The following is a 23,649-nucleotide window of genomic DNA, read 5'->3' as shown; positions in this document are numbered from 1 at the left end:
TTCCTAAAAAAGAAGTCCTGCGGCGTAGTGGATCAGGTGCAGGCAGGCCAGGGCGTAAAGTCCGGCCACGCCGTCGTCGAGCATGACGCCGAAGCCGCCGGGGAAGGCGGTTTCGGCCCATTTGACGGGCCAGGGCTTGAGGATGTCGAAGATGCGGAACAGGACGAAGGCGATGGCCAGGTACCAGATGGGCATGGCGAAAAAGAGCAGGGTGATCCACTGGCCGAAGAGTTCGTCCACGACCACGCTGCCGGGGTCCTTGCGATTCATGACGATCTCGGCCCGGCCGCAACCCCAGGTGCCGACGATGAACACGCCGAGCAGCACGGCCAGCCGCCAGGGCAGGTCGAGGGAGAGGAACAGCCACGGGGCGGCCACCACGGCGGCCAGGGAGCCCCAGGTGCCGGGGGCCTTGGGGAAATGGCCCACCGGGCCGAGGGTGGCCAGGGCGACGGCGAGCTTGTCGAGGGGATTGGGTGTGGACATGAACGGGCTCCGGGCTGGTTTTTTCGCCTTGATAATCGGAAACCGGGCCACAGGCAACGTTCTTGACGGGCGTGCGTGGCGGCGGGTATCGCTGGACCGTCATGGCGGCCCGTTTTCGGCGGCCGCGCAGCCCTTGCAGGAGACTGTTTGCCTCGTTTGCTTTCGGATCTTGTTCGTTAGTCCCGTGCCGCCCGCGACCGTTTCGGAGCGGGCGGGAATGGATCGAGGCCGCGTCCCGGACGGGCGCGGGTCTTTCTGCATGGACTGAAACAACAGGATGAAAACATGTTGATACGCTTGGAAACAGACAACGACGAGGCCGCCATCCGGGCGGTCGAATACGCGGCCTTCCGCAACCATCCCCAGCACGCGCCCGGCGCGGAACCCACCGAACACCTGATCGTCGACGCCCTGCGCGCTTCGGGCCGGTTGAGCCTGTCCCTGGTGGCCGAGGACGGCGGCGCGGTGGTCGGTCACGTGGCCCTGTCCCCGGCCTTGCTGGGGAACGCCCCGGAGGACGCCCCGGAGGTTGCCATGAAAGACGGGAACCAGGGCTGGTACCTGCTCGGCCCGGTGGGCGTGACGCCCGAACGCCAGGGGCGGGGCATCGGCTCGGCCCTGATCCGCGAGGCCCTGGAGGTCATGCGGGACCGGGGCGCGCGCGGCGTGGTCCTGGTGGGCGAGCCGGGCTACTACGCGCGGTTCGGTTTCAGCGCCCGGCCGGGGCTGACCATGGACGGCGTGCCCGGCCGGTATGTCCTGGGCCTCTCCCTGGATGACGGCGAGGTCCGGGGGAGGATCACCGCCGACCCGGCCTTTTTCGTGACCGCCGAGGCGTGATTGCGCAGCGACGAGACTATGGGGGGCGGGCCGTGGGTCCGCTCCCTTTTTTAAGGCGGGAAGTGGGGCGGCAAGCGCTTGCCTGGCGGGGGAAGGGCGATTATGGTCGTCGCCGATCACGCACCCGACCGGCTCGAAGCCGGCGAACCAAGGAGCCGACCCATGCAGCCCGCCACCGAACAGGATCTTCCCAGGATCGTCGAGATATACAATTCCACGGTCGCCACGCGCATCTCCACCGCCGACACCGAGCCGGTCTCCGTGGAGGCCAGGCGGCCCTGGTTCGAGCACCACGTGCCAGGCCGGCGGCCCATCATGGTCGAGCGCATCGACGGCGAGGTGGCGGCCTGGGTCAGCTTCGAATCGTTCTACGGCCGTCCGGCCTACGACCACACCGCCGAGATCAGCATCTACATCGCCCCGGAGCACCGGCGGCAGGGGCTGGGGCGCAAGCTGCTCCGGGAGGCACTGGACATGACCCCGGCCCTGGGCATCAACACCGTGCTCGGCTACATCTTTTCCCACAACGAGGGGTCCATGCGGCTGTTCGCCTCATTCGGCTTCGAGGAGTGGGGCCGGTTCCCGGACATCGCCGAGATGGACGGCCGGGAGTACAGCCTGTCCATCATGGGCAAGCGGGTCAACCCGTAGCGTCCTTTTGACGCGGCCGCGCCCGGCGCGTATCCTGTGCTTCCCTTAGACCCCTGACCAGGAGAATCCATGGACGCCAAGCCCAAGGCCGCAGGCAAGAGCAGTATCGGCCACATTGATCTGGACCTCGCCCTCGACAACATCATGGTCGGCCCCCGGGCCACGTACCTCGACCTCGGCTGCGGCGCGGGGAACTACACCCTGGCCCTGGCCCGGCGGCTGGGCGCGGGCTCCCTGGTTTACGCCCTGGATTTGTGGGAGGACGGCATCATCGCCCTGGCCGAGACAGCGCGCGAAGAGGGGCTGGGCAACATCGAACCCAAGGTGGCCGACCTCTCCCAGCCCCTGGACCTGGAGACCGGCTCGGTGGACGCCGCGTTCATGGCCACGGTCCTGCACGATCTGCCCGAAGCGGCCCGGCCCGGCCTCATGGGCGAGTTGAGCCGCGTGCTCGTGCCCGGCGGCGTCTTCGCCCTCATCGAGTTCAAGAAATTCGCCCACGGCCCCGGCCCGTCGAGCCCGGACAAGCGCATCGGCCCGGAGGACGCGGACAGGCTGACCGCCCCCCACGGGTTCGTCCGGGACGGTACGGTCGATCTCGGCGAGTTCACCTATCTCGCCAGGTTCATTCGGAAATAGCGGGAAGGGCGGCCGCCTAGTCGGTGAAGCCCTTTTCCCGCATGACGGCGGGCCGGACGAACCGCGCCATGCCCGTCTTCATGTTGCTGAAGCCCTGTTTGCGGTAGAAGCCCTCCTTGCCGGGGGCCGCATAGAGGATGACGTTGCACTCCCCCACACCGTCCAGGATGGCGCGCATGATCGCGGCCCCGAGGCCGTGGCCCTGGTATTCCGGGAGGACCGCGCAGTCGTAGACCGCGGCCTGGTACGCGCCGTCGGAGATGGCCCGGCCGAAGCCGACCAGCTTGTCCCCGTCATGGATGAAGACCGTGGTGTGGCTCGCCCGGAACGCCCTGGCGAGCACCTCGGGCGCATGGGAGGCCATGCCCACCAGTTTGAGGATGTCCGCCACGGTCTGCCAGTCGATGCCTTCGCAACCGGTCGTCGTTCGCAAGTTCATGGGATGCCTCGTCTGCATGATTCGCGGGGCGGCGCTCAGCCGCGTCCGGGAGTGATGATGCCGGAGGCGAGGAGCACCTCCAGGACGCGGGCCACGGGCAGGCCGACCACGTTGGTGTAGGAACCGCGTATGGCCGTGACCAGGAAGGTGCCCACGCCCTGGATGGCGTAGGCCCCGGCCTTGTCCATGGGCTCGCCGGTCTCGATGTAGCTCATCAGCTCGCCCTCGGTGGAGGTGCGCATGTCCACGTCCGTGCTCACGGCCTCGGACAGGGTCCTGCCGTCGGGCAGAACCACACAGAAGCCGGTGACCACCTGATGGGTCGCGCCGGACAGGGCGGTGAGCATGTCCAGGGCGTCGAGCCGGGAACGCGGCTTGCCCATGATCCGCTCGCCCAGGACCACGGCGGTGTCCGCGCCGATGACCGTGGCGCCCCGGAAACGTGTCGCCACGTCCAGGGTCTTGAGTTCGGCCATGCGCAGGACGTAGGCGGCGGGCGTCTCGCCCGGCTCGGGCGAGGGCTCGTCGAGGGGGCTCGGATGCACGTCGAAGGTCAGCCCGAGGTCGGACAGCAGTTCGCGCCGACGGGGCGAGCCCGAGGCCAGGACGATGGGGGTGCGGTTCTGAAAGGGGCCTGGTTTCGTCATGCCCCGGAATGTTCCCCATATCCCGGTCCGCGTCAACGACGGACTCTTGACGGAGGGGCCTTGGTCCTCGCCGAAAAAGCGTTCATGGACCGACACGGTTTGTAACTTTTCTCGTCATTCCCGGCGATTACAACCCTGGCAGGTTTTTTGCTTCATATCGCGCGCGTGGGCGAAGACCGCGCGCGTGAACGCAGGAGCGACGATGCAGGACATGGATACGAACAGCGGACTGGGATTCACCTCGTTTCACCAGATGGAAGGGCCGGACCCGAACCGGGGGGCCAACGACTGGGCCGTGCCCTGGTCCGACCTGATGATGGTCATGTTCGTGCTCTTCGTGGTGCTGTTCATCTACACGAGCACCAAGCAGGACGTGAAGATCCTGTTCAGCCGCCAGTCGGCCGAGAAGGCCCAGGCGGCCGGCGCCCTGGACCCGCTCATGGGGCTCATCGGCCAGATCGCCAGCCGGGCCGACACCGGCGGGTCGCGGGACGTGGTCCGCATGGCCGAGAAGGAGGTCCTGTACCGCTCCCGGACCAACGGCATCACCGTGGTCCGCGAGGCCCCGGGCAGGGTGCGCGTGACCCTGCGCGGCGACCTCTTCTTCGACGGCAACTCCGGGCGGCTCAAGCCCGAGTCCGCCGCGTACCTGGACGAGATCGGGGACGTGGTCCGCCTCAGCGTGGGGCTGGTCCACGTCATCGGGTTCGCGGACCAGAGCGAGGCCGAGGGATCCAGCAGCTTCACCCTGTCCTCGGAGCGGGCGGCGAGCGTGGCCGACCAGCTCATCACCCGGCTCGGCATCGAGCCCAAGCGGCTGGTCATCACCGGCAGGGGGGCGTACCAGCCCGAGTTGCCCGACACCTCGGCGGCCAACCAGACCCTGAACCGGCGGGTCGAAATCGTCATCGCCAACAACAGCTGACCCAGCGGAGGCATGCATGGGCAGAAAGAATCTCATCGGCATCGTCTTGAGCCTGATCATCTTCGCGGGCAGTTTCCTGCTCACCGGAGCGGCCGGGGCGTATTTCAACCTGGCGGCCTTCCTGGTGGTCATCTCCGGCCTGAGCGCGGCCATGCTCATCAGCTACCCGGTCAAACACGTGGTCAACGCCTTCCAGGTGGCCAAGAACGTCTATTCCAACGGCCGGACCACGGCCGAGGAGATCGTCAACACGCTCCTCGACCTGTCGGTCAAGTCCAAGGTGGACGGCGTGCTCTCCCTGGAGCGCTCGGCCAACAAGGCCACCAGCTCCTTCATGAAGAGCGGGCTGTGCCTGCTGGTGGACAACTACAAGGAGGAGGAGATCCGCGAGTGCCTGAACGCGGAGATGGCCTTCTTCAACCTGCGCCGCCAGCAGAGCGAGCGGTTCTTCCAGACCCTGGCCCGCACGGCCCCGGCCTTCGGCGTGGCCGGATCGGTCATCGGGCTCATCGGCCTGCTCATGGGCATCAACGACACGGCCGTGATCCTCAAAAACATCCCGGTGGCTTTCATCTCCACCCTGTACGGGCTGATCCTGTCCCACCTGGTGTTCTCGCCCATTGCCGAAAACATCAATTATTCAACGAGGGCCGAGCTGCTCAACCAGAAGCTGGTCATGGAGGGCATCGTGGCCATCAGCAAGGAGCAGAACTCCTACAAGCTCGAGCGCAAGCTGGCCTCGTTTCTGTCTCCGTCCGAGCGTGAGGGCAAGACCGAAACCCTGCGGCGCATCACCCGCAAGTACGTGCAGCGCAAGCGCGGCCCCGTGGAACTGGCCGACATGGCGGACGGCACGGAGGGCGCGGAGGCGGCTCAAACTGCCATGGACAAGGCCACCGAGGCGGCCTGACGCCGAGCGTCGGGTCGAACCGGGTGAATCAGCTGAAAAAGGGGCCTTCGGGCTCCTTTTTTTTTCGCCCGATTGTGCTACGGTGCGTTTCACGGAGGAGAGGGGCGCATGGCCAAGATTCTGGCCGCCGACATCGGCGGCACCCACAGTCGTTTCGCCTTGTTCGAGGCGCGGGGCAACGACCTCGAGATGCTGGATTCCATCTGGCTCGACACCCACGGGGCGCGGACCTTTCCGGAGCTCCTGGAACAGCTCTGGGACAGCGAGTTCCCGGTCCGGCCGGGCGGCTTCGAGGCGGCGGTCCTGGCCCCGGCCGGGGCCGTGTACCACGGCCTGACCTGCCCGGACCTGCCCAACGCGCCGTGGGGCATCGACCTGCGCGAGGTGGACTTCGGCACGCCCGCAGTGCGCCTGATCAACGATTTTTCGGCCCAGGCCTATGCCTGCCGCACCTCGGCCGTGGCCGACGCCCTGGTCATCCAGGCCGGGGAGCCCGTGGACGGAGAGACCATCGGGATCATCGGGGCCGGGACCGGGCTCGGCTATTCCGCGCTGCTCAGGACCGGCGACACCTGGACGGCCCTGCCGTCAGAGGGCGGACACATGGCCTTCCCCTTCATCGGCCGGGACGAGGCCGAGTACGCGGAGTTCAACCGCATCGAAAGCGGGCGCAACTGGCCCGAGGGGGACTCCGTGGTCACCGGCCTGGGGCTTCAACTCGTGCACCGCTTCCTGACCGGCGAGGACCTGACGCCCAAGGAAATCTCGGCCCGGATCACCCCGCAAAGCGAGACCACCCGGTGGTACGCCCGGTTCTACGCCAGGGCGTGCCGCAACTGGGCCATCGGGCTGATGACCACCGGCGGCATGTTCATCGCGGGCGGGGTGGCGGCCAAGAACCCCATGTTCGTGCAGGTTCCCGATTTTCTGGAGGAATTTCACAATTCCCACGTGTACCAGGAGTTCCTGGGCACCATCCCGGTCCGGCTCAACGCCAACCAGGCGAGCGGCCTGTTCGGCGCGGCCTTCTTCGGCGCACAGATGCTGGCCGGGCGCGGCGGAAGAGGGTGATCCCGAGGCCGGAAACCGAGACCGTCTCCACGTCGTGCACGAACGCGGCCGAGACCCCTTGATTAATTGCCCGGACACGGGTACGAAGCCCGACGTTCCGACACCGTTCAAGGAGTGTAACCATGGTTGACAAGAGCCGATACCAGAAGATGTTTCCGGTTTCCTGGGAGCAGTTGCACCGCGACTGCCGGGCCCTGTCCTGGCGGCTGGTGGACAAGGGACCGTGGAAGGGCATCCTGGCCATCACCCGTGGCGGTCTGGTCCCGGCGGCCATCATCGCCCGTGAGCTGGACATCCACCTCATCGACACCATCTGCCTGTCCTCCTACGACTGGAAGAACCAGGGCGAGGCCACCATACTCAAGGAAGTGGACAACGACGGCGAGGGCTGGCTGCTCATCGACGACCTGGTGGACACGGGCAAGACCGCCAAGATCGCCCGCGACATGGTCCCCAGGGCGCACTTCGCCACGGTCTACGCCAAGCCCGCGGGCCGCCCCACGGTGGACACCTTCATCACCGAGGTCAGCCAGGACACCTGGATTCTGTTCCCCTGGGACGCCGGTTCGCAGTTCGTGGAGCCCATCGCCCAGGCCTCGGAGTAGCAGGCCGCTGCCGGAAAAATTTCTTCTTGAAAAACAAGGGAATCGTCATGGCCCGAACAAATTGGGTCTTGCCCGATACCTGCTGCTGAGATATGCGTTTTTGATATGCAACCGCTAACGGAGAGGTCCTCATGAAGAAACTGCTCAAATTGATTGGTCTGCCGGCGGCCCTGCTGCTGTCGCTGTCCCTTTTCGCCTGCGGTGAAGCCCCGCAGGAGAAGAAAGCCGAAGAACCCGCCAAGACCGAAGAGGCCCAGGCCCCCGCGCCCAAGGAAGAGCCCAAGATGGTCAAGGCCGGGTTCATCTACGTGTCCCCGGTGGGCGACGCCGGGTACTCCTACGCCCACGATCTCGGCCGCCAGGCCGTGGACGCCCTGCCCTGGGCCACCACCAAATTCGCCGAGTCGGTGCCCGAGGGCGCGGATTCCGAGCGCGTGCTGCGCAACATGGCCCGCGAGGGGATGGACATCATCTTCGCCACCAGCTTCGGCTACATGGACCCGGTCATGAAGGTCGCCAAGGAATTTCCCGACACCAAGTTCATGCACTGCTCCGGCTTCAAGAAGGGAGCCAACGTCAGCAACTACTTCGGCCGCATCTACCAGGCCCGCTACCTGACCGGGCTGATCGCCGGTTCCATGACCAAGTCCAACAAGCTCGGTTACGTGGCCGCATTCCCCATCCCCGAGGTCATTCGCGGCATCAACGCCTTCACCATCGGCGCGCGCCAGGTGAACCCGGACGTCAAGGTGCACGTGGTCTGGACCAAGACCTGGTATGACCCGGCCCTGGAAAAGGACGCCGCCAAGTCCCTGCTGGACGCCGGTTGCGACGTCATCACCCAGCACCAGGACTCCCCGGCCGCCCAGGAAGCCGCCCAGGAAGCGGGCGCCTACTGCATCGGCTACAACTCCGACATGTCCTCCTTCGCGCCCAAGGCCAACCTGACCTCGGCCATCTGGAACTGGGGCCCCATGTACGTGAAGACCGTGGAAGCGGTCCGCGACGGCTCCTGGCAGGGTGACCAGTCCACCTGGTGGTCCATGCAGGACGGCGTGGTCGACATCGCCCCCATGGGCGCCATGGTCCCGGACGACGTCAAGTCCCTGGTCAACGCCAAGAAGGCCGAGCTCATGGCCGGCAAGGACACGGTCTTCGCCGGTCCGATCAAGAACCAGGCCGGTGAGGTGGCCATCGCCGAGGGCTCGACCCCGGACGACGGCGCGCTGCTCGGCATGGACTGGTTCGTGGAAGGCGTGGTCGGCACCACCAACTAAGTCGGTCACGTGCTGAAGATCCGAAAAAGAGATGAACCCTGGAAGTGGGGCGCCCTGGTCGTATTCCTGGGCGCCCTGCTCTTTTCCCTCGTGCTCAGCGGCCTGCTCCTCGAAGGGCAGGGCAAGGACGCCCTCTACGGGCTGACCGTGCTCTGGCAGGGGAGTTTCGGCAACGTCTGGTCGCTCGAGGACGTGCTCCTCAAGGCCATTCCCCTGTTCCTCTGTTCGCTCGGCGTGGCCGTGGCCTTCCGCATGCAGATATGGAACATCGGGGCCGAGGGGCAGTTCGCCCTGGGGGCCATCGGGGCCACCTGGATGGCCCTGGCCTTCCCGAACCTGCCCCGGTTCGTCCTCCTGCCGCTCATGTTCGTCATGGCCTTCATCCTGGGCGGGGCCTGGGCGCTCATCCCGGCCGTGCTCAGGCTGAAGCTGCGGGTCAACGAGATCATCTCCACCCTGATGCTCAACTACATCGCCATCCTGCTCCTGGACTACCTGGTCTTCGGGGTCTGGAAGGACCCGGCCAGCTTCGGTTTTCCCATGACCCCCGAATTCACCGAGGGTGCGATCATCCCGACCATCGGGGGCAGCCGCGTGCACTGGGGCCTGCTCTTCTGCGTGGTCGTGGGCGTGGGGCTGTGGGGTTTCATGCGCTTCACCCGGCTGGGCTTCGAGCTCAAGGCCAGCGGCGAGGGCGCGCGCGTGGCCCGCTACGCCAAGATCCGCTACGGCATGCTCGTCCTGCTGGTCATGGGCCTGTCCGGCGGTTTCGCGGGCTGGGCGGGCTGCGTGGAGACCTCGGCCATCCTCAACCGGCTCCAGCCCTCGCTCATGGTCGGCTACGGCTACACCGCCATCGTGGTCGCCTGGCTGGCCCGGCTCGAGCCCCTGAACATCGCCTTCGCCTCCTTCCTCCTGGCCGCGCTGCGGGTCGGGGTGGAGAACATGCAGCTCAAATTGCAGATCCCGGCGGCCTTCGGGACCATCATGGAGGGCATCATCCTCCTGACCGTGCTGGCCGGACAGTTTTTCCTGACCTACAAGCTGGTCCGCAGCCAGGGACAGGAGTAGGGCCATGTGGGATTTCCTCATACCGCTGTTCGCGGCCACCGTGCAGTCCGGCACCCCCATCCTGTACGCCACCCTGGGCGAGATGATGACCGAGAAGGGCGGGGTGCTGAACCTCGGCGTGGAGGGCATGATGGCCATCTCGGCCCTGGCCGCCTTCTGGGCCAGCTACGTCACCGGCTCCCCCTGGCTCGGCTTCCTGGCGGGCGGTTGCGCGGGCATGCTCATGGCCTCGCTGCACGCCTTTGTCTGCGTCACCTGCCTGGGCAACCAGGTGGTCTCCGGCCTGGCCCTGACCATCCTGGGCGGCGGCCTGACCCATTTCCTCGGCGTGCCCTACGTGGGCCTGGCCGCGCCCGGCTTCGATCCCTTCGATTTCCCGCTGCTTGCGCGGATTCCGGTGCTCGGCGACATCTTCTTCCGGCACGACATGCTCGTCTACGTGTCCTTCATCATCCCGGTCGTCTTCTGGTTCTTCTTCCGGCGGACCAGCCTCGGCCTGCACGTGGCCGCCACCGGCGAGATGCCCGCAGCGGCCGCCGCAGCGGGCCTCAAGCCCATCCGGCTGCGCTACTTTGCTGTCATCGCGGGCGGCTTCCTGGTGGGGCTCGGCGGGGCGTACCTGTCGCTCGCCTACACCCACCTGTGGACCAACGGGCTGTCCGGCGGTCGCGGCTGGATCGCCGTGGCTCTGGTCATCTTCGCCTTCTGGCGTCCGGGCCGGGCCGTGGTCGGCGCGTACCTCTTCGGCGGGGTCATGGCCTTCCAGCTCCGGCTCCAGGCCGCGGGCACGCACCTGCCGTCCTCCCTGCTGCTCATGCTGCCCTACCTGCTGACCATCCTGGTCCTGATCCTGTCGGCCTGGCGGGGCCGCCGCATCGACGCGCCCGCCGCGCTCGGCACCAACATCGAGCCGGAGGGGTAGGGGATGACCGACCTGAAGTTCGTCCGGCCGGTGCGCACGCGGCCCATCCCCGAGGGCACGCAGCCCGTGGTCGCCCTCAAGGGGCTGACCAAGCGGTTCGGCAAGGTCCTGGCCAACGACGCCATCACCCTGGACGTCTACCCCGGCCGGATCAAGGCCCTGCTCGGCGAGAACGGGGCGGGCAAGTCCACCATGATGTCCATGCTCGCGGGCCGCTACAAGCCGGACGAGGGGACCATTGAGATCGACGGCGCGCCGGTTCGCTTCAGCTCCTCCAAGGACGCCATCCGGGCGGGCATCGGCATGGTCTACCAGCACTTCATGCTCGTGGATTCCATGACCGTGGCCGAGAACGTCCTGCTCGGCCAGGAAGGGGGCTTCTTCGTCTCCCAGCGCGAGATGGAGCACCGGGTGGGCGGGCTGGCCGAAAAGTACGGCCTGAACATCGATCCGGCCGCGCGCATCTGCGAGCTGTCCATGGGCGAGCGCCAGTTGGTGGAGATCCTCAAACTTTTGTATCGCGAGAGCCGCATCCTCATCTTCGACGAGCCCACGGCGGTCCTCACCCCGGAGGAGACCCGCAATCTTTTCGAGGTCCTGTGGCGCATGACCGAGCAGGGCAAGGCGATCATCTTCATCTCCCACAAGCTGGAGGAGGTCATCGCCCTGGCCGACGAGATCGCCATCCTGCGGCGCGGCCGCATCGAGGGCGAACTGGACCCGGAGTCCATCGAATCCAAGGCGGACCTGGCCTCGCGCATGGTCGGCAAGGAGGTGCTCCTGGAGGTGGACCGCATGCCCGCCGAGATCGGCGACAAGGTCCTGGAGGTCCGGAACCTGACCGGCCTGGGGCTCACCGAGGTGGACCTGGACGTGCGCCGGGGCGAGATCGTGGCCCTGGTGGGCGTGGCGGGCAACGGCCAGAAGGCCCTGGTCGAGGCCGTCACCGGCCTGGTCAAGCCGCCGCTGGACACGGTCTTCATCATGGGCAAGCCGTGGCGGCAGTTTTTTGCCGAGTCCACCTGGAACCGGTCCATGTGCTACATCCCCGAGGACCGGCTCGGCCTGGCCACGCTGCCCAACCAGAACCTGGTGGACAACCTGCTCCTGACCACGCGCGACGGGTTCGCCAAGGGTCCCTGGCTGGACAAGAAGCGGGCGGCCAAGCACACGGTCCGGCTCATCGAGAAGTTCGACATCCGGCCGGGCCGCATCCACGCCCTGGCCTGGCAGCTCTCGGGCGGCAACCTGCAGAAGGCCGTCCTGGCCCGCGAACTGTACCGCGAGCCCAAGCTCATCGTGGCCGAGCAGCCCACCCAGGGACTGGACGTTTCGGCCACCGAGGAGGTCTGGAACCGGCTGCTGGAGGCCCGCGCCATGGCCGGGGTGCTCCTGGTCACCGGTGACCTCAACGAGGCCCTGCAACTGGCCGACCGCGTGGCGGTCATCTATCGCGGCCGCATCCTGGACATCCTCGACAACTCCGGCAAGGGCATCACCCGCAGGATCGGCCCGCTCATGGCCGGCATCGTCGATTGATCCCGCCTCGACGAAAACGAATTTTCCGGTTCCCCGACCGGATTGATCCCATTAATCCATCAGCAAGGAGAATGATATGAAGTTCAACAAAATGCGCATGCTGCTTATGCTCGCCGCGATCATCTCGCTGTGCGCCTTCGCCACCTTCGCCCAGGCCGGAACCACCCTGGACAAGATCAAGGCCAAGGGCGTCATCACCGTGGGCAACTCCCCGGACTACCCGCCGTTCGAGTCCATCGGCGACGGCGGCGAGCGCGTCGGCTTCGACGTGGACCTGCTGAACGCCATCGCCGCCAAGATGGGCGTCAAGGTCCAGTGGGTGACCATGGACTTCGCGGCCATCGTCACCGCCACCCAGAGCGGTCAGGTGGACATGGGCATGTCCGGCTTCTCCGTCACCCCGGAGCGCGCCGGGCAGGTCAGCTTCTCCGCCCCGTACTTCGCCAGCGGCCAGGCCCTGGTCGTGCGCAACGACTCTGACATCAAGTCCGCCGCCGACCTCAAGGGCAAAAAGATCGCGGTCCAGCTGGGCACCACCGGCGAGCAGGAGGCCGACAAGATCGAGGGCGCCGAAGTGGTCAAGCCCGAGAGCTACAACATCGCCTTCATGATGCTCGGCAACAAGGTCGCGGACGCGGTCGTCGCCGACATCTCCGTGGCCGACGAGTTCGTCAAGCAGGGCAAGTTCAAGCGCGCCGGCGAGCCCCTGACCTTTGAAGAATTCGCCATGATCACCCGCAAGGGCAACGACGCCCTGCTGCAGGCCCTGAACCAGGGTCTGGAGGCGGTCAAGGCGGACGGCACCTACGCCGCCATCGTCAAGAAGTGGAACCTCTAGTCTAGTCGCAACCGGGCCGGGGGCGCAGGTCCCCGGCCTCTTTTTTTCAGGAGGTCCGGCGATGGATTTCTCGCTGCTTTTCAAACACCAGGACATGCTCCTGCACGGGGCCTGGATCACCCTCCAGGTGACCTTCGGGGCCCTGGCCCTGGGGCTTTTTCTCGGCATCCTGGCCGGGACCGGGCGCATCAGCCGCCGCGTGCAGATCAGGGTGATCGCCGACGTCTACATCCAGGTCATCCGCGGCACCCCCATGCTGCTCCAGATATTCTTCTTCTACCTCGGTTTTCCCCAGCTCTACATGCTGGCCACGGGCGACGGGTTCACTCCCGATCCGCTGATCACCGGCATCGTGGCGCTCGGCATCAACAGCGGGGCGTACAACGCCGAGATCATCCGCGCGGGCATCCAGTCCATCAACAAGGGCCAGATGGAGGCCGCGCGATCCACCGGCCTGTCCCACACCCAGGCCATGTTCCACGTCATCCTGCCCCAGGCCCTCAAGCGGATGATTCCGCCGCTCGGCAACGAGCTCATCGTCCTGCTCAAGGACTCGTCGCTCATCTCCACCATCGGCGTGGCCGAGCTCATGTTCACGGCCAAGGTCCTGGGCGCGCGCTACTACACCTACGTGCCGTTCCTGGTGGGCGTGGGCTGCATCTACCTGGTGCTGACCTTCGGCTTCTCGCGCCTGTTCAACGCCCTGGAGCGCAAACTCTCCGCGGGCAGCGGGGCGCGCACGGAAAAGAAGGGGGCCGTCCCGGACCTGGGCTAGCGCCCGGCGACCCCGGAACGGCGTCCGCCGTCATCCCTGCCTGAAACCCCCTCCCGGCCCCGGCCCGGAGGGGGTTTTCACGTGGTCCGTCCTCTTTCCCTTGACTTTCGACGAACAATGGGTATTGTTCATACCATGAACAAAAATATTGATACCCGCATACCAGACCGCGACGTGGTCGAATTCGAGCACCTGATGGAGTCCCTGTTCCAGTGCTGCCGCGAACGGCTGCAATACCAGAGCGAGCGGTTCGAGCTGCCCGACGCCGAGCTGCGCTGCCTGCTGCTCTTCGAAGGGGAGCGTTACCTGACGGCCAAGGGACTGGCCTACCGCCTGAACGTGGCCAAGAGCCGGGTGACCAAGCTGGTCTCGGCCCTTGTCCGGCGCGGTCTGCTGGCGTCCCTGCCCGATCCCGCCGACTCGCGCGTCAAGCTCCTCTCCCTGACGCCCGAGGGCGGGCGGCTCATCGGGGAGATCGCCCGGTTCCGCTTCGAGGCGCACCAGGCCGTGCTGGCATGGTTCAATCCCGAGCAGCGCGCCGAGCTGCTCCATTCCCTGTCCCTGCTTTCGCGGCACATGAAGTCGGTCAGGGATTTGATGGCCTGATTTTTTTTGAGGGATTTGTTCATATCATTAACAATATGGAGGATGTCATGTCTGATGCAACCAAGAACGAAGGCGGAAAGCAGAAGCACGCCTTCATCACCTCCCGAGGAACCCTGGACGGGGCCATGCCCGCGCTGGTCATGGCGCTCAACTCGCGGCGGCTCGGCAACGACGCGACCATTTTCTACACCTTCATGGGCATGGACGTGATCCGGCCCGGCGGCATCGAGAAGCTGAAGTTCTACCCCGAGGGCACCATGGGCGCCATTCCGGGCATGCCGCACCTGGCCACGAGCATGATGAAGAAGTGGATGAACGAGGCCAACATCCCGGACGCGGCCGAAATGTTCGAGATGGCCCAGCTGGAAGGGGTCAAGTTCGTGGCCTGCCACATGACCATGTCGATGATGAAGCTGAAGCAGGAGGACTTCGTGGAAGGGGTCGAGGTCTGGACCGCCGAGGAGTTCATCAAGTACGCGAGCCAGTGCGACCTCTGCCTGTTCACCTAGAGCGCCAAGGAAAAAGCCCCGGTCCTGCCGGGGCTTTTCGCTGTCGGGGGGGCTACTGCTCCTTGATGAGCTTGATCTCCTGCTTTTCCAGGGTCACCTGTTTGCCGTTCTCGTCGGTGAAGGCGTAGGTGTCTGTGGAGACGTCGTAGACGGGATTGTCCTGGGCAATGTATATCTGCCCGTCCGTGGTGGTGATCTTGTAGCTGGTCGTCATGCAGCCAGCCAGGACCACGGTCAGGAGGCAGGCGGCGAGCAGTTTGGGCAATGCGGACATGGAAAACTCCCCATTGTTACGATAATGGGGCCAGACTAGCCCCAAATCGGGCGATTTATCAACGCCAAAATGGAAAACGCGGTCGAAATTACGCAAAAAGTTTGCCCGCGCGGTTCAGGAAGGCGTCCACGCGCTCCTCGGACAGGCCGAGGCGCTCGGTGATGCGCCGGATCTCCTCCCCCGCGTCGTACAGGGGATAATCGCTGCCGAACAGGATGCGGTCCGGGGTGAAGGCGTCCACCAGCCGCTTGAGCAGGTCGTCGTCCACGAAGTCCATGACGCTGGAACAGTCCACGTACACGTCCAGGCCCGCCAGGTGCTCCATGGCGTATTCCCACTGCTTGAGCCCGCCCATGTGGGCCGCGATCATGACCGGCCGGGGAAAGGCCCGGCGCAGGGCGGCCATCTTCATGGGGCAGGAGGGGTTCAGCGCCGGGGGCAGGTCGTCGCCCACGTGGAACATGCATATGAATCGCTCGTCCACCAGCTCCATGAGGTCGTAGAAGGCCGGGTCGTCCATGCGGAACCCCTGGAAATCGGGGTGGAACTTGAGTCCCCGTATGCCGTTCTCGGCCAGCCGCTCCAGTTCCTCGGCGTTGCGGTCGTAGCCGGGATGCAGGGTGCCGAAGGGGATGAACCGGGGCGCGGTCTTCTTCAGTTCGATGGCCCAGTCGTTGGCCGGGACCACCTGACGAGGCGAGGTGGCGGCCGCCAGGACCACGGCCTTGTCCAGGCCCGCCCGATCGAGGCGGGCGATGAGGTCGTCGGCCTTGCCCGTGCCCACGGGGGTGATGCCGTAATGATCCACCAGATGGCCGACGGCCTTGTCGGCGATCTTGTTGTGGAAGGCGTGGGTGTGGATGTCGATGCGCATGGCGGTGTTGTACCCGGACGGCCGCGGAGATGCAAACACTTGTATGAATCCCCTCCAGGGCGGGGTTCGCGGGCGCTCGGGCTACTGGAACAGTTCGCGGAGCCAGTCCGGGATGGGCACGGGTCTGCCCTTGAGGTTGACGCAGGCGTGTTCGGTCATGCCCGTGGCGTGGAGCACGGTCTTGTCGTCGTTCCAGACCTCGTAGACGAACTCCACCGAGGCGCGGCCCCACTTGGAGATGCCGCAGCGTACGTGGATGCGGTCGTCGTAGCGGATGGGCGTGCGGTAGCGGCACTGGGCCTGGCGCGCGGGCAGCATGATCCCGCGCTCCTCGGCCACGCGGTAGCTGATGCCTGTGTCACGCATGAACTGGCTGCGGGACCGTTCGAACAGGTGCAGGTATTCGGCGTGGTAGACCACGGCCATGGCGTCGGTCTCGCCGTAGGAGACGAAGTGGGTGTACCAGCCGTCGCGTTCGGGAAAGGGTGCTCTGGGGGCCATTATCGTATCCCGAAGGTCTTGAGGGCGTGGGCCAGCAGCTCGTGCCCCCGGTCCAGCTTCAGGCCCGAGGTCGCGGCGTTCTTCTCGCTGAAGCCGTCCACCCCGGACGGGGCGCAGCCGGGTCCGTTGAGGAGGAAGGGTACCGGGTCCGAGGTATGGGTCTTTTCCCTGATGGGCGTGAAGTGGTCGCAGGTCACGATCCAGGCGGTCTCCACGTTCTTGAGGGCCGCGCGCAGGGGGGCCACGATGCGGGCGTCGAACCGGGAGATGGCCTCCACCTTGTCCTTGGCGCTGCCGCCGTGGCCGCACTCGTCCGGGCCTTCCAGGTGCACGAAGACGAAGTCGTGGTCTTCGAGGAACTTGAGCGCCGCCGCCACCTTGCCCTCGTAGTTGGTGTCGAGCAGGCCGGTGGCCCCGGGCACGTCGATGACGGCCATGTTCGAGGCGAAGCCGAGCCCCTTGATCAGGTCAACGGCCGAGATGACCGCGCCGTCCAGGCCGTTGGTCGCCTTGAAGTCGGGCAGGCTCAGGGGACGGCCCTGGCCCCACGGCCAGATGGAGTTGGCCGCCGAGCGGTTCAGGGTCCGGTCGGCCAGCAGGTCGCGGGCCTCGAAGAGCAGGTCCCACAGCTGCGGGCTGCGGGAAAAGGCGCGCAGGTCCTGCTTGATGGGCTTGTCCGTGATGTCGTGGGGCGGGTTGATGAACAGCCGCGCGTCGTCGGTCAGGGCCCCGTCTCGCTGGACCAGTAGGTGGCGGTACTGGATGCCCGGATAAAAGGCGTAGGTCTCGTTGCCGAGCTTTTCCTGGAGCCGCTCCACCAGGGGGCGCGAGACCTCGGAGGCGATGTGCCCCGAGGAGTAGTCGCGCATGATCCCGTCGATGGCCAGCTTGGAGACAGTGACCAGGTTGAGCCGCCAGACCAGGTCGTCCGGCCCGAGGGAGAGCCCCTGGGCGGCCGCCTCGATGGGCCCGCGTCCGGTGTGGTAGGTCGCCGGGTCGAAGCCGAGCAGGGCCATGTTGGCCACGTCCGAGCCGGGGGCCATGCCCTCGGGCACGGTCTGCGCCAGGCCCACCGCGCCGGTGGCGGCCAGCTCGTCCATGTTCGGCGTGACGGCGGCCTCCATGGTGGTCCTGCCGTCCAGTTCGTCCAGGGGCCAGCCGCCCATGCCGTCCGCAATGAGATAGAGAAGCTTCATGTCAGGTCCGTCTATGGGTCCGTCTTACAGGATTCGGAATTTGACGCAGGGCTCCACCGAGAAGTCCATGGCGTCGATCTCGGCCAGGACCGCGTCCGCGTCGCGGGCCGAGGTCTCGTGGGTGATGATCACCAGGGGGATGCCCTGGGCCCCGGCCTCGCCTTTCTGCACCGCCTGGGCGATGGATACGTTGTGGTCGGCCATGGACCGGGTGATGGCGGCCATGACGCCGGTCCGGTCGGCCACGGTGAAGCGGAAGTAGTACTTGGACTCGGATTCCTCGGGCGGCAGGATTTTGGCCTTGGGGATCGGCTGGTTGTGGAAGCCGGTGTTGTCCGGGCCCACGCAGCCGTCGCCGATCTTGCGCACCAGGTTCATGATGTCCGCCAGCACAGCGGAACCCGTGGGCAGGTCGCCCGCGCCCTGGCCGTGGAGCATGATCGGACCCACCGCGTTGCCTTCCAGGCGCACGGCGTTGTAGTTGCCGCCCACCCGCGCCAGCAGGTAGGTGTAGGGCACCAGGGCCGGGTGCACGCCCGCCTCGAGCTTGCCGTGCACGTCCTCCACATGGGCCAGGAGCTTGATGCGGTAGCCGAACTCCCTGGCGAAGTCGATGTCCATGGGCGTCACCCCGGTGATGCCCTGCACCGGCAGGTCGGCCAGGGGGTAGTCCACGCCGTAGGCCATGCGGATGAGCACGCACAGCTTGTGGGCCGTGTCGAACCCCTCGATGTCGAAGGTCGGGTCCGCCTCGGCGTAGCCCAGGTCCTGGGCATCGGCCAGGGCGGCCTCGAAGTTCACGCCCTTGGTGGTCATCTCGGACAGAATGTAGTTGGCCGTGCCGTTCATGATCCCCAGGAGCTTGACGATCTTGTCGCCCGCCAGGCTCTCCTTGAGGGTCTGGACGATGGGGATGCCCCCGGCGCAGCTGGCCTCGAAGAGCAGACCCACGCCGTTGTCCGCCGCGGCCTGGAACAGCTCCAGGCCGTGCTCGGCGAGCAGGTGCTTGTTGGCCGTGACCACGTGCTTGCCCGCGGCGAACGCCTTGAGCATGAGGTCCTTGGCCGTGTCCAGGCCGCCCATGAGCTCGACCACGATGTCGATGGACGGATCGTTGACCAGGTCGTCCGGGGCGTCGGTGAAGGTCACGGTCGGGCCGGGATCGAAGGCTCGCTTCTTGGTCAGGTCGCGGACCAGGACCTTGGCGATCTCCACGCGCTTGCCGAGCCGCTTCTCGATGCGGTCCGCGTTCATCTCCAGGATCCGGGCCAGGCCGGAGCCCACCGTGCCGAAGCCTCCGAGGCCGAGTCTGATCACATCCATGCTTACCCCTTTGCGAAGAATTTGCGCAGGTTGCGCACTGCCTGGTTCGTGCGGTGACGGTTCTCCACGAAGCTGAAGCGGACGTGGTCGTCGCCGTACTGGCCGAAGCCGAGACCGGGCGAGACCGCCACTTCGGCCTCCTGCAGGAGCATCTTGGAGAACTCCACGGAGCCCATGTGCTTGAACTCGTCGGGAATCTTGGCCCACAGGAACATGGTCGCCTGGGGCGGGGTCACGCACCAGCCGATGCGGTTCAAGCCCTCGCACAGGGCGTCGCGGCGGTCCTGGTACACGGCCATGATCTCGCGGACCGCCTTGTCCATGTCCTCCTGAGTGAACTTGGGACAGTCGTCGAGGTCGCCGTTCAGGGCGCAGGCGGCCGCGATCTGGATGGGCTGGTAGATGCCGTAGTCGAGATAGCTCTTGATGCGGGTCAGGGCGTTGACCATGTCCGGGTTGCCCACGCAGTAGCCCACGCGCATGCCGGCCATGGAATAGCTCTTGGTCATGGAGAAGAACTCCACGGCCACGTCCTTGGCGCCGTCGGCCTGCATCAGGCTCGGGGCCACGTACCCGTCGAAGACGAAGTCCGCGTAGGCCAGGTCGTGGATGACGTACAGCCCGTTCTCCTTGGCGAAGTCGATGATCCGCTGGAAGAAGGGCAGGTCCACGCACTGGGTGGTCGGGTTGTGCGGGAAGTTGATGATCAGGAGCTTGGGCTTGGGCCAGGTGTGCCGGATGGCCGTCTCCAGGTTCTCGAAGAAGTCCTGGCCCGGTCCGATGGGCACGCGGCGCACGTCGGCGCCCGCGATGATCGAGGCGTAGGGATGGATGGGGTAGGCCGGGTCCGGGGCCAGGACCACGTCGCCGGGCGAGAGCATGGCCAGGGCCAGATGGGCCAGCCCTTCCTTGGCGCCCATGGTCACGCAGATCTCGCTGTCGCGGTCCAGCGTCACGTCGAAGCGGCGGTAGTACCAGTCCTGAACGGCCTTGCGCAGGCCCTTGATTCCCTTGGATGCCGAGTACTTGGAGTTGCCGGGCTTGTATGCCGCCTCTGCCAGCTTGTCGAGAATGGGCTTGGGGGTGGGCACATCGGGGTTGCCCATTCCCAGGTCGATGATGTCCGCGCCTGCGTGGCGCAGCTTCATCTTGAGTTCGTTGACCTGGGCGAACACATAGGGGGGCAGTCGATCGACTCTCGCAAACTTTGACATGGCGGAAAACTCCTCAAAATGTATTGGTACAAGGAAATTTTCTTACTCTGCACGGTGTGCACTGTCAAAATGAAAAATGGGCGAAATCGACCGTCGGGCAAAGACGCGCAATCAACGAATTGACGGTTGTGTCTTGACCTCCCCGGCGGTTTTTCTTAGCGTCCATCTTTCGATCAGGAGTATATCCGGCCGAAGGCCGAAACACATAAGGAGATCTTTCATGGTTCAGAAGTCCGAAACCATCTGGTTCGATGGTAAACAGGTTCCCTGGGACGAGGCCAACGTGCACGTCCTGACCCACGCCCTGCACTATGCCACGGCGGTCTTCGAGGGCATCCGCGCCTACGAGTGCGCGGACGGCTCGTCCGAGGTCTTCCGTCTCAGGGACCACATGGTCCGCCTGGTCGATTCGACCAAGATCCTGGGCATCAAGATGCCCTACACCGCCGACGAGATGACCGAGGCCGCCATCGAGACCCTCAAGGTCAACAAGCTGCCCGGCGCCTACGTCCGGCCGCTGGTCTTCGTGGGCGAGGGCGCCATGGGCGTCTACCCCGGCGACAACCCGGTGCGCGCCATCATCGCCGCCTGGCCTTGGGGCGCCTACCTGGGCGAGGACGCCCTGGAGAAGGGCATCAGCGTCCGGTGCAGCAGCTTCAGCCGCCATCACGTCAACGTCATGATGGTCAAGGCCAAGGCCTCGGGCAACTACGTCAACTCCGTTCTGGCCAAGAACGAGGCCATTGCCGACGGCTTCGACGAGGCCATCCTGCTCGACACCACGGGCCACGTTTCCGAGGGCACCGGCGAGAACATCTTCCTGGTCCGCGACGACGTCATCTACACCCCGCACCTGGACGGCGTGCTCGGCGGCCTGACCCGCGACTCCATCATCTCCCTGGCCGGGGACCTGGGCTACGAGGTCCGCGAGGAGCCCATCGCCCGCGACATGCTCTACGTGGCCGACGAGGTCTTCTTCACCGGCACCGCGGCCGAACTGACCCCGATCAGCTCCGTGGACCGCCGCCAGATCGGCGACGGCAAGGCGGGCCCGGTGGCCAAGCTGCTCCAGGCCGAGTTCTTCAAGATCGTCAAGGGCGAAAACCCCGACTACGAGCACTGGCTGCACCGCTACCAGGCTTGATAGAAAGTCTAGAAAACCGGTTCATCATCTGGTAAGTAGGGGGAAATCCGGCGCGGAATGTCGGGTTTCCCCTTTTTTTATTCGTATTTCCGGGAAAAGGCGGCCTCCGCGCCACAGCCACGGGCAGACCCATGAGCACAGCGAATCTCACGGCCAAGTATCGTCCCCAGACCTTCGAGGAAGTGGCGGGGCAGCAGGCGGTCAAATCCATCCTTTCCAGGGCGGCGGCCCAGGACAAGATCGCGCCCGCCTATCTTTTTTCCGGCACCCGCGGCGTGGGCAAGACGACCATCGCCCGCATCTTCGCCAAGGCGCTCAACTGCGTGAACGCGCCAACGGGCGAGCCGTGCAACGTCTGCGACCACTGCCGCCAGATCACCGCGGGCGTGGCCCCGGACGTCATCGAGATCGACGGCGCGTCCAACCGGGGCATCGACGACGCCCGCCGCCTCAAGGAGGACATCGGCTACGCGCCCATCGACGGCCGCTACAAGGTCTTCATCATCGACGAGGCGCACATGCTCACCAAGGAGGCCTTCAACGCCCTGCTCAAGACCCTGGAGGAGCCGCCGCCGCGCGCCACCTTCATCATGGCCACCACCGAGCACCACAAGTTTCCCGCGACCATCATCAGCCGCTGCCAGCACTATACCTTCAAGATGCTGCCCCAGGCCGAACTAGTGGCCCATCTCGAAAAGATCATGAATCTCGAGGGGCTCAAGTACGAGCCCAGCGCGCTGTCCATCATCGCCAAGCGCGGCGCGGGCTCGGTGCGCGACTCCATGTCCCTGCTCGGCCAGGCCCTGGCCATGGGCGAGGACGTGCTCAGGGAGGCCGACGTGCGCGGCTTCCTCGGTCTGGCGGGCCAGGACGTCTTCTTCGGGCTCATGGAATCCATGCACGCCCGCGACCTGGTGGCCGTGGGCCACGTGCTCCGGCAGGTCCTGGACCAGGGGCTCGACCTCGGCTTCTTCCTGCGCGAGCTGACCAGCTGCTGGCGGAACATGTTCCTGCTCCGCCAGGCGGGCGAGGCGGCCCTGCCGCTCCTCGGCCTGTCCGGCGAGGAGGCCGTGGGCTGGATGAACTGGGCGGGCAAGTTCGAGCCCGCGCACATCCACGCCTGCTGGCAGATGACCCTGGACGGCCAGCGCAAGGTCATGACCAGCCTGGAACCGGCCCTGGCCCTGGAGCTGCTGCTGCTCAACCTGACCAGCCTGCCCGACCTGATCAACCTGGAGACCTTGAGCCCGCGCACCGGCGGCGCGCCCCGTTCCCCCATGGGCGGGGGCCAGTCGGGTCCCGCGTCCGGTTCCGGCATGCAGGGCGGGCGGGGCACGCAGGCAGGAGGGCAGGGCATGCCGTCCGGCCGGAACATGCCGGGCGGCAGGCAGTTCGCGCCGACGCAACAGGCCGCGCCGCAACCTCCGCAACAGGTTTCGTATCAGGCCGCGCCGCCGGTCCGTTCGGCCCAGCCGACGCACCATGAGGCCCGGGAATCACACGGGTCCGGCTTCGCGCCGCCCAGGGCGCAGTCCGCGCCCCCGGCCCGGCCCGAGCCGGAACCCGAGCCCGTCGGCCCGTCCGACGCCACGCCCCTGTCCGAGCACGCGGCGCACCCTGTCCAGGCCGCGTCCATCCCCGGTCCGCGCGACTGGGAAGGGTTTCTCAAGTTCGTGGAGGCGCGCAACGGCGAGGCCGGGGTCAAGGTGTCCATGCTCCACCTGACAGAAGGGGTGCGCGACCGGAACGGACTCAAGATCGTCTGCAGGACCCGGACGATGTGTTCGCAGCTCAAGGAGAAATCCACGCTGGCGGCCCTGGACGGGCTGACCAGGGAATTTTTCGGTCCAATGGTTGAGGTTCGCGTGGAAACAGGCGATATTGCCGAGCCCAAATCGGACAAGCAACTCATGGAAGAGGCGGAAAACCATCCCGGCGTGATCAGGGTCATGGAGGCCTTCAACGCCCAGATGCTTTCCGTCGGTCACAGAAAACAGTAAGCCCACGATCCGAGGAGAATATAATGAAAGGCATGAACGAAATGCTCCGTCAGGCCCAGATCATGCAGCGCAAGATGACCGAAGCCCAGGACGCCCTGAAGACCAAGGAGGTCGAGGCCTCCAGCGGCGGCGGCATGGTCACCGTCAAGGTCACCGGGGCCCAGGAGGTCACCGAGGTGCGCATCGAGCCGTCCGTCATGGAGTCCGGCGACGTGGAGATGCTTCAGGACCTGGTCATGACCGCGGCCAACGAGGCCCTCAAGAAGTCCAAGGAGATGATGGAGGAGGCCATGAAGGGCGTCACCGGCGGCATTTCCATCCCCGGCATGTTCTAAGTCCGTCCGTTGCCCGGCGTGTCGCGGCCCGGACGTCC

Annotated in this window: 27 protein-coding genes; 18 read left to right on the top strand and 9 right to left on the bottom strand. The window is 66.0% G+C overall.

Annotation, left to right across the window (positions count from 1 at the left end):
* Nucleotides 1-3: 3 nt before the first annotated feature.
* Nucleotides 4-486, bottom strand: a complete 483-nt coding sequence (locus DND132_RS03085) for a phosphatidylglycerophosphatase A family protein (protein ID WP_014321248.1) — start codon at nt 484-486, stop codon at nt 4-6.
* A 285-nt stretch (nt 487-771) separates the two neighbouring features.
* Here DND132_RS03085 and DND132_RS03075 point away from each other — a divergent pair, with 285 nt between their 5' ends.
* From DND132_RS03075 to DND132_RS03065, 3 genes are all read left to right on the top strand, one after another.
* Entirely contained in the window at nt 772-1,326 is a 555-nt protein-coding gene (locus tag DND132_RS03075) for a GNAT family N-acetyltransferase (protein ID WP_014321247.1), read from the top strand.
* Nucleotides 1,327-1,488: 162 nt separating this feature from the next.
* Nucleotides 1,489-1,977: a GNAT family N-acetyltransferase gene (locus DND132_RS03070; protein ID WP_014321246.1), complete on the top strand. Its 489-nt coding sequence runs from the start codon at nt 1,489-1,491 to the stop codon at nt 1,975-1,977.
* Nucleotides 1,978-2,046: 69 nt separating this feature from the next.
* Nucleotides 2,047-2,616: a class I SAM-dependent methyltransferase gene (locus DND132_RS03065; RefSeq protein ID WP_014321245.1), complete on the top strand. Its 570-nt coding sequence runs from the start codon at nt 2,047-2,049 to the stop codon at nt 2,614-2,616.
* Between the two features lie 16 nt (nt 2,617-2,632).
* Here the strand turns inward: DND132_RS03065 and DND132_RS03060 are convergent, their stop codons facing one another.
* Nucleotides 2,633-3,055, bottom strand: coding sequence for a GNAT family N-acetyltransferase (locus DND132_RS03060; protein WP_014321244.1), 423 nt, complete (start codon nt 3,053-3,055; stop codon nt 2,633-2,635).
* A gap of 35 nt (nt 3,056-3,090) precedes the next feature.
* Nucleotides 3,091-3,702 carry a Maf family protein gene (locus DND132_RS03055; protein WP_014321243.1) on the bottom strand — a complete coding sequence of 204 codons (612 nt, stop codon included), beginning with the start codon at nt 3,700-3,702 and terminating at the stop codon, nt 3,091-3,093.
* 211 nt (nt 3,703-3,913) lie between these two features.
* Here DND132_RS03055 and DND132_RS03050 point away from each other — a divergent pair, with 211 nt between their 5' ends.
* The 12 genes from DND132_RS03050 to DND132_RS02995 all read left to right on the top strand — a co-directional run bounded on the left by DND132_RS03050 (nt 3,914) and on the right by DND132_RS02995 (nt 14,750).
* A complete protein-coding gene (locus DND132_RS03050) occupies nt 3,914-4,627 on the top strand; it encodes an OmpA/MotB family protein (protein ID WP_238528317.1) in 714 nt (237 codons plus the stop codon).
* A 16-nt stretch (nt 4,628-4,643) separates the two neighbouring features.
* Nucleotides 4,644-5,537, top strand: a complete 894-nt coding sequence (locus DND132_RS03045) for a motility protein A (RefSeq protein WP_014321241.1) — start codon at nt 4,644-4,646, stop codon at nt 5,535-5,537.
* Between the two features lie 108 nt (nt 5,538-5,645).
* Nucleotides 5,646-6,608 (top strand): glucokinase, encoded by a 963-nt coding sequence (locus DND132_RS03040; protein WP_014321240.1) that lies wholly within the window; start codon nt 5,646-5,648, stop codon nt 6,606-6,608.
* Between the two features lie 122 nt (nt 6,609-6,730).
* Complete coding sequence (gene gpt, locus DND132_RS03035) at nt 6,731-7,213, top strand: xanthine phosphoribosyltransferase (RefSeq protein ID WP_014321239.1); 483 nt, start codon at nt 6,731-6,733, stop codon at nt 7,211-7,213.
* A gap of 131 nt (nt 7,214-7,344) precedes the next feature.
* Nucleotides 7,345-8,490 (top strand): BMP family ABC transporter substrate-binding protein, encoded by a 1,146-nt coding sequence (locus DND132_RS03030; protein WP_014321238.1) that lies wholly within the window; start codon nt 7,345-7,347, stop codon nt 8,488-8,490.
* 9 nt (nt 8,491-8,499) lie between these two features.
* Nucleotides 8,500-9,561: an ABC transporter permease gene (locus DND132_RS03025; RefSeq protein WP_014321237.1), complete on the top strand. Its 1,062-nt coding sequence runs from the start codon at nt 8,500-8,502 to the stop codon at nt 9,559-9,561.
* Nucleotides 9,562-9,565: 4 nt separating this feature from the next.
* A complete protein-coding gene (locus tag DND132_RS03020) occupies nt 9,566-10,483 on the top strand; it encodes an ABC transporter permease (protein ID WP_014321236.1) in 918 nt (305 codons plus the stop codon).
* Nucleotides 10,484-10,486: 3 nt separating this feature from the next.
* On the top strand, nt 10,487-12,022 hold the full coding sequence (locus DND132_RS03015; protein WP_014321235.1) for an ABC transporter ATP-binding protein: 1,536 nt from the start codon (nt 10,487-10,489) through the stop codon (nt 12,020-12,022).
* A gap of 76 nt (nt 12,023-12,098) precedes the next feature.
* Nucleotides 12,099-12,860, top strand: coding sequence for a basic amino acid ABC transporter substrate-binding protein (locus tag DND132_RS03010; RefSeq protein ID WP_014321234.1), 762 nt, complete (start codon nt 12,099-12,101; stop codon nt 12,858-12,860).
* A gap of 61 nt (nt 12,861-12,921) precedes the next feature.
* Nucleotides 12,922-13,635 (top strand): amino acid ABC transporter permease, encoded by a 714-nt coding sequence (locus DND132_RS03005; protein WP_014321233.1) that lies wholly within the window; start codon nt 12,922-12,924, stop codon nt 13,633-13,635.
* A gap of 135 nt (nt 13,636-13,770) precedes the next feature.
* A complete protein-coding gene (locus DND132_RS03000; protein WP_014321232.1) occupies nt 13,771-14,241 on the top strand; it encodes a MarR family winged helix-turn-helix transcriptional regulator in 471 nt (156 codons plus the stop codon).
* A 47-nt stretch (nt 14,242-14,288) separates the two neighbouring features.
* A complete protein-coding gene (locus DND132_RS02995) occupies nt 14,289-14,750 on the top strand; it encodes a DsrE/DsrF/DrsH-like family protein (protein ID WP_014321231.1) in 462 nt (153 codons plus the stop codon).
* 52 nt (nt 14,751-14,802) lie between these two features.
* Here DND132_RS02995 and DND132_RS02990 read toward each other — a convergent pair whose 3' ends face one another.
* The 6 genes from DND132_RS02990 to DND132_RS02965 form a co-directional block, all read right to left on the bottom strand.
* Entirely contained in the window at nt 14,803-15,024 is a 222-nt protein-coding gene (locus tag DND132_RS02990) for a YgdI/YgdR family lipoprotein (protein ID WP_014321230.1), read from the bottom strand.
* An 88-nt stretch (nt 15,025-15,112) separates the two neighbouring features.
* Nucleotides 15,113-15,898: an amidohydrolase family protein gene (locus DND132_RS02985; RefSeq protein WP_014321229.1), complete on the bottom strand. Its 786-nt coding sequence runs from the start codon at nt 15,896-15,898 to the stop codon at nt 15,113-15,115.
* Nucleotides 15,899-15,979: 81 nt separating this feature from the next.
* Nucleotides 15,980-16,399 (bottom strand): acyl-CoA thioesterase, encoded by a 420-nt coding sequence (locus DND132_RS02980; protein ID WP_014321228.1) that lies wholly within the window; start codon nt 16,397-16,399, stop codon nt 15,980-15,982.
* Entirely contained in the window at nt 16,399-17,595 is a 1,197-nt protein-coding gene (locus tag DND132_RS02975) for a cofactor-independent phosphoglycerate mutase (protein WP_014321227.1), read from the bottom strand. Before DND132_RS02975 ends, DND132_RS02980 begins: the two co-directional genes overlap by 1 nt.
* Before the next feature lie 24 nt (nt 17,596-17,619).
* Nucleotides 17,620-18,918, bottom strand: coding sequence for a homoserine dehydrogenase (locus DND132_RS02970; protein WP_014321226.1), 1,299 nt, complete (start codon nt 18,916-18,918; stop codon nt 17,620-17,622).
* 2 nt (nt 18,919-18,920) lie between these two features.
* Entirely contained in the window at nt 18,921-20,132 is a 1,212-nt protein-coding gene (locus DND132_RS02965) for an aminotransferase class I/II-fold pyridoxal phosphate-dependent enzyme (protein WP_014321225.1), read from the bottom strand.
* Between the two features lie 220 nt (nt 20,133-20,352).
* On the opposite strand from DND132_RS02965, the gene DND132_RS02960 reads away from it, so the two are divergent.
* The 3 genes from DND132_RS02960 (at nt 20,353) to DND132_RS02950 (ending at nt 23,611) form a co-directional block, all read left to right on the top strand.
* Nucleotides 20,353-21,276, top strand: a complete 924-nt coding sequence (locus DND132_RS02960; RefSeq protein ID WP_014321224.1) for a branched-chain amino acid transaminase — start codon at nt 20,353-20,355, stop codon at nt 21,274-21,276.
* A gap of 131 nt (nt 21,277-21,407) precedes the next feature.
* Nucleotides 21,408-23,276, top strand: a complete 1,869-nt coding sequence (gene dnaX / locus DND132_RS02955; RefSeq protein ID WP_014321223.1) for a DNA polymerase III subunit gamma/tau — start codon at nt 21,408-21,410, stop codon at nt 23,274-23,276.
* Between the two features lie 23 nt (nt 23,277-23,299).
* Nucleotides 23,300-23,611, top strand: a complete 312-nt coding sequence (locus tag DND132_RS02950; RefSeq protein WP_014321222.1) for a YbaB/EbfC family nucleoid-associated protein — start codon at nt 23,300-23,302, stop codon at nt 23,609-23,611.
* Nucleotides 23,612-23,649: the final 38 nt, after the last annotated feature.

This window comes from Pseudodesulfovibrio mercurii (assembly GCF_000189295.2).
In the GTDB taxonomy this organism is placed as follows: Bacteria; Desulfobacterota; Desulfovibrionia; order Desulfovibrionales; family Desulfovibrionaceae; genus Pseudodesulfovibrio; species Pseudodesulfovibrio mercurii.
This window is presented reverse-complemented; position numbering and strand designations above follow the sequence as displayed.

What these genes read in the sequence shown, in the direction of transcription:
- DND132_RS03085 (WP_014321248.1), bottom strand. Translation starts at nt 486, where the DNA reads ATGTCCACACCCAATCCCCTCGACAAGCTCGCCGTCGCCCTGGCCACC.
- DND132_RS03075 (WP_014321247.1), top strand. Translation starts at nt 772, where the DNA reads ATGTTGATACGCTTGGAAACAGACAACGACGAGGCCGCCATCCGGGCG.
- DND132_RS03070 (WP_014321246.1), top strand. Translation starts at nt 1,489, where the DNA reads ATGCAGCCCGCCACCGAACAGGATCTTCCCAGGATCGTCGAGATATAC.
- DND132_RS03065 (WP_014321245.1), top strand. Translation starts at nt 2,047, where the DNA reads ATGGACGCCAAGCCCAAGGCCGCAGGCAAGAGCAGTATCGGCCACATT.
- DND132_RS03060 (WP_014321244.1), bottom strand. Translation starts at nt 3,055, where the DNA reads ATGAACTTGCGAACGACGACCGGTTGCGAAGGCATCGACTGGCAGACC.
- DND132_RS03055 (WP_014321243.1), bottom strand. Translation starts at nt 3,702, where the DNA reads ATGACGAAACCAGGCCCCTTTCAGAACCGCACCCCCATCGTCCTGGCC.
- DND132_RS03050 (WP_238528317.1), top strand. Translation starts at nt 3,914, where the DNA reads ATGGATACGAACAGCGGACTGGGATTCACCTCGTTTCACCAGATGGAA.
- DND132_RS03045 (WP_014321241.1), top strand. Translation starts at nt 4,644, where the DNA reads ATGGGCAGAAAGAATCTCATCGGCATCGTCTTGAGCCTGATCATCTTC.
- DND132_RS03040 (WP_014321240.1), top strand. Translation starts at nt 5,646, where the DNA reads ATGGCCAAGATTCTGGCCGCCGACATCGGCGGCACCCACAGTCGTTTC.
- gpt (WP_014321239.1), top strand. Translation starts at nt 6,731, where the DNA reads ATGGTTGACAAGAGCCGATACCAGAAGATGTTTCCGGTTTCCTGGGAG.
- DND132_RS03030 (WP_014321238.1), top strand. Translation starts at nt 7,345, where the DNA reads ATGAAGAAACTGCTCAAATTGATTGGTCTGCCGGCGGCCCTGCTGCTG.
- DND132_RS03020 (WP_014321236.1), top strand. Translation starts at nt 9,566, where the DNA reads ATGTGGGATTTCCTCATACCGCTGTTCGCGGCCACCGTGCAGTCCGGC.
- DND132_RS03015 (WP_014321235.1), top strand. Translation starts at nt 10,487, where the DNA reads ATGACCGACCTGAAGTTCGTCCGGCCGGTGCGCACGCGGCCCATCCCC.
- DND132_RS03010 (WP_014321234.1), top strand. Translation starts at nt 12,099, where the DNA reads ATGAAGTTCAACAAAATGCGCATGCTGCTTATGCTCGCCGCGATCATC.
- DND132_RS03005 (WP_014321233.1), top strand. Translation starts at nt 12,922, where the DNA reads ATGGATTTCTCGCTGCTTTTCAAACACCAGGACATGCTCCTGCACGGG.
- DND132_RS03000 (WP_014321232.1), top strand. Translation starts at nt 13,771, where the DNA reads ATGAACAAAAATATTGATACCCGCATACCAGACCGCGACGTGGTCGAA.
- DND132_RS02995 (WP_014321231.1), top strand. Translation starts at nt 14,289, where the DNA reads ATGTCTGATGCAACCAAGAACGAAGGCGGAAAGCAGAAGCACGCCTTC.
- DND132_RS02990 (WP_014321230.1), bottom strand. Translation starts at nt 15,024, where the DNA reads ATGTCCGCATTGCCCAAACTGCTCGCCGCCTGCCTCCTGACCGTGGTC.
- DND132_RS02985 (WP_014321229.1), bottom strand. Translation starts at nt 15,898, where the DNA reads ATGCGCATCGACATCCACACCCACGCCTTCCACAACAAGATCGCCGAC.
- DND132_RS02980 (WP_014321228.1), bottom strand. Translation starts at nt 16,399, where the DNA reads ATGGCCCCCAGAGCACCCTTTCCCGAACGCGACGGCTGGTACACCCAC.
- DND132_RS02975 (WP_014321227.1), bottom strand. Translation starts at nt 17,595, where the DNA reads ATGAAGCTTCTCTATCTCATTGCGGACGGCATGGGCGGCTGGCCCCTG.
- DND132_RS02970 (WP_014321226.1), bottom strand. Translation starts at nt 18,918, where the DNA reads ATGGATGTGATCAGACTCGGCCTCGGAGGCTTCGGCACGGTGGGCTCC.
- DND132_RS02965 (WP_014321225.1), bottom strand. Translation starts at nt 20,132, where the DNA reads ATGTCAAAGTTTGCGAGAGTCGATCGACTGCCCCCCTATGTGTTCGCC.
- DND132_RS02960 (WP_014321224.1), top strand. Translation starts at nt 20,353, where the DNA reads ATGGTTCAGAAGTCCGAAACCATCTGGTTCGATGGTAAACAGGTTCCC.
- dnaX (WP_014321223.1), top strand. Translation starts at nt 21,408, where the DNA reads ATGAGCACAGCGAATCTCACGGCCAAGTATCGTCCCCAGACCTTCGAG.
- DND132_RS02950 (WP_014321222.1), top strand. Translation starts at nt 23,300, where the DNA reads ATGAAAGGCATGAACGAAATGCTCCGTCAGGCCCAGATCATGCAGCGC.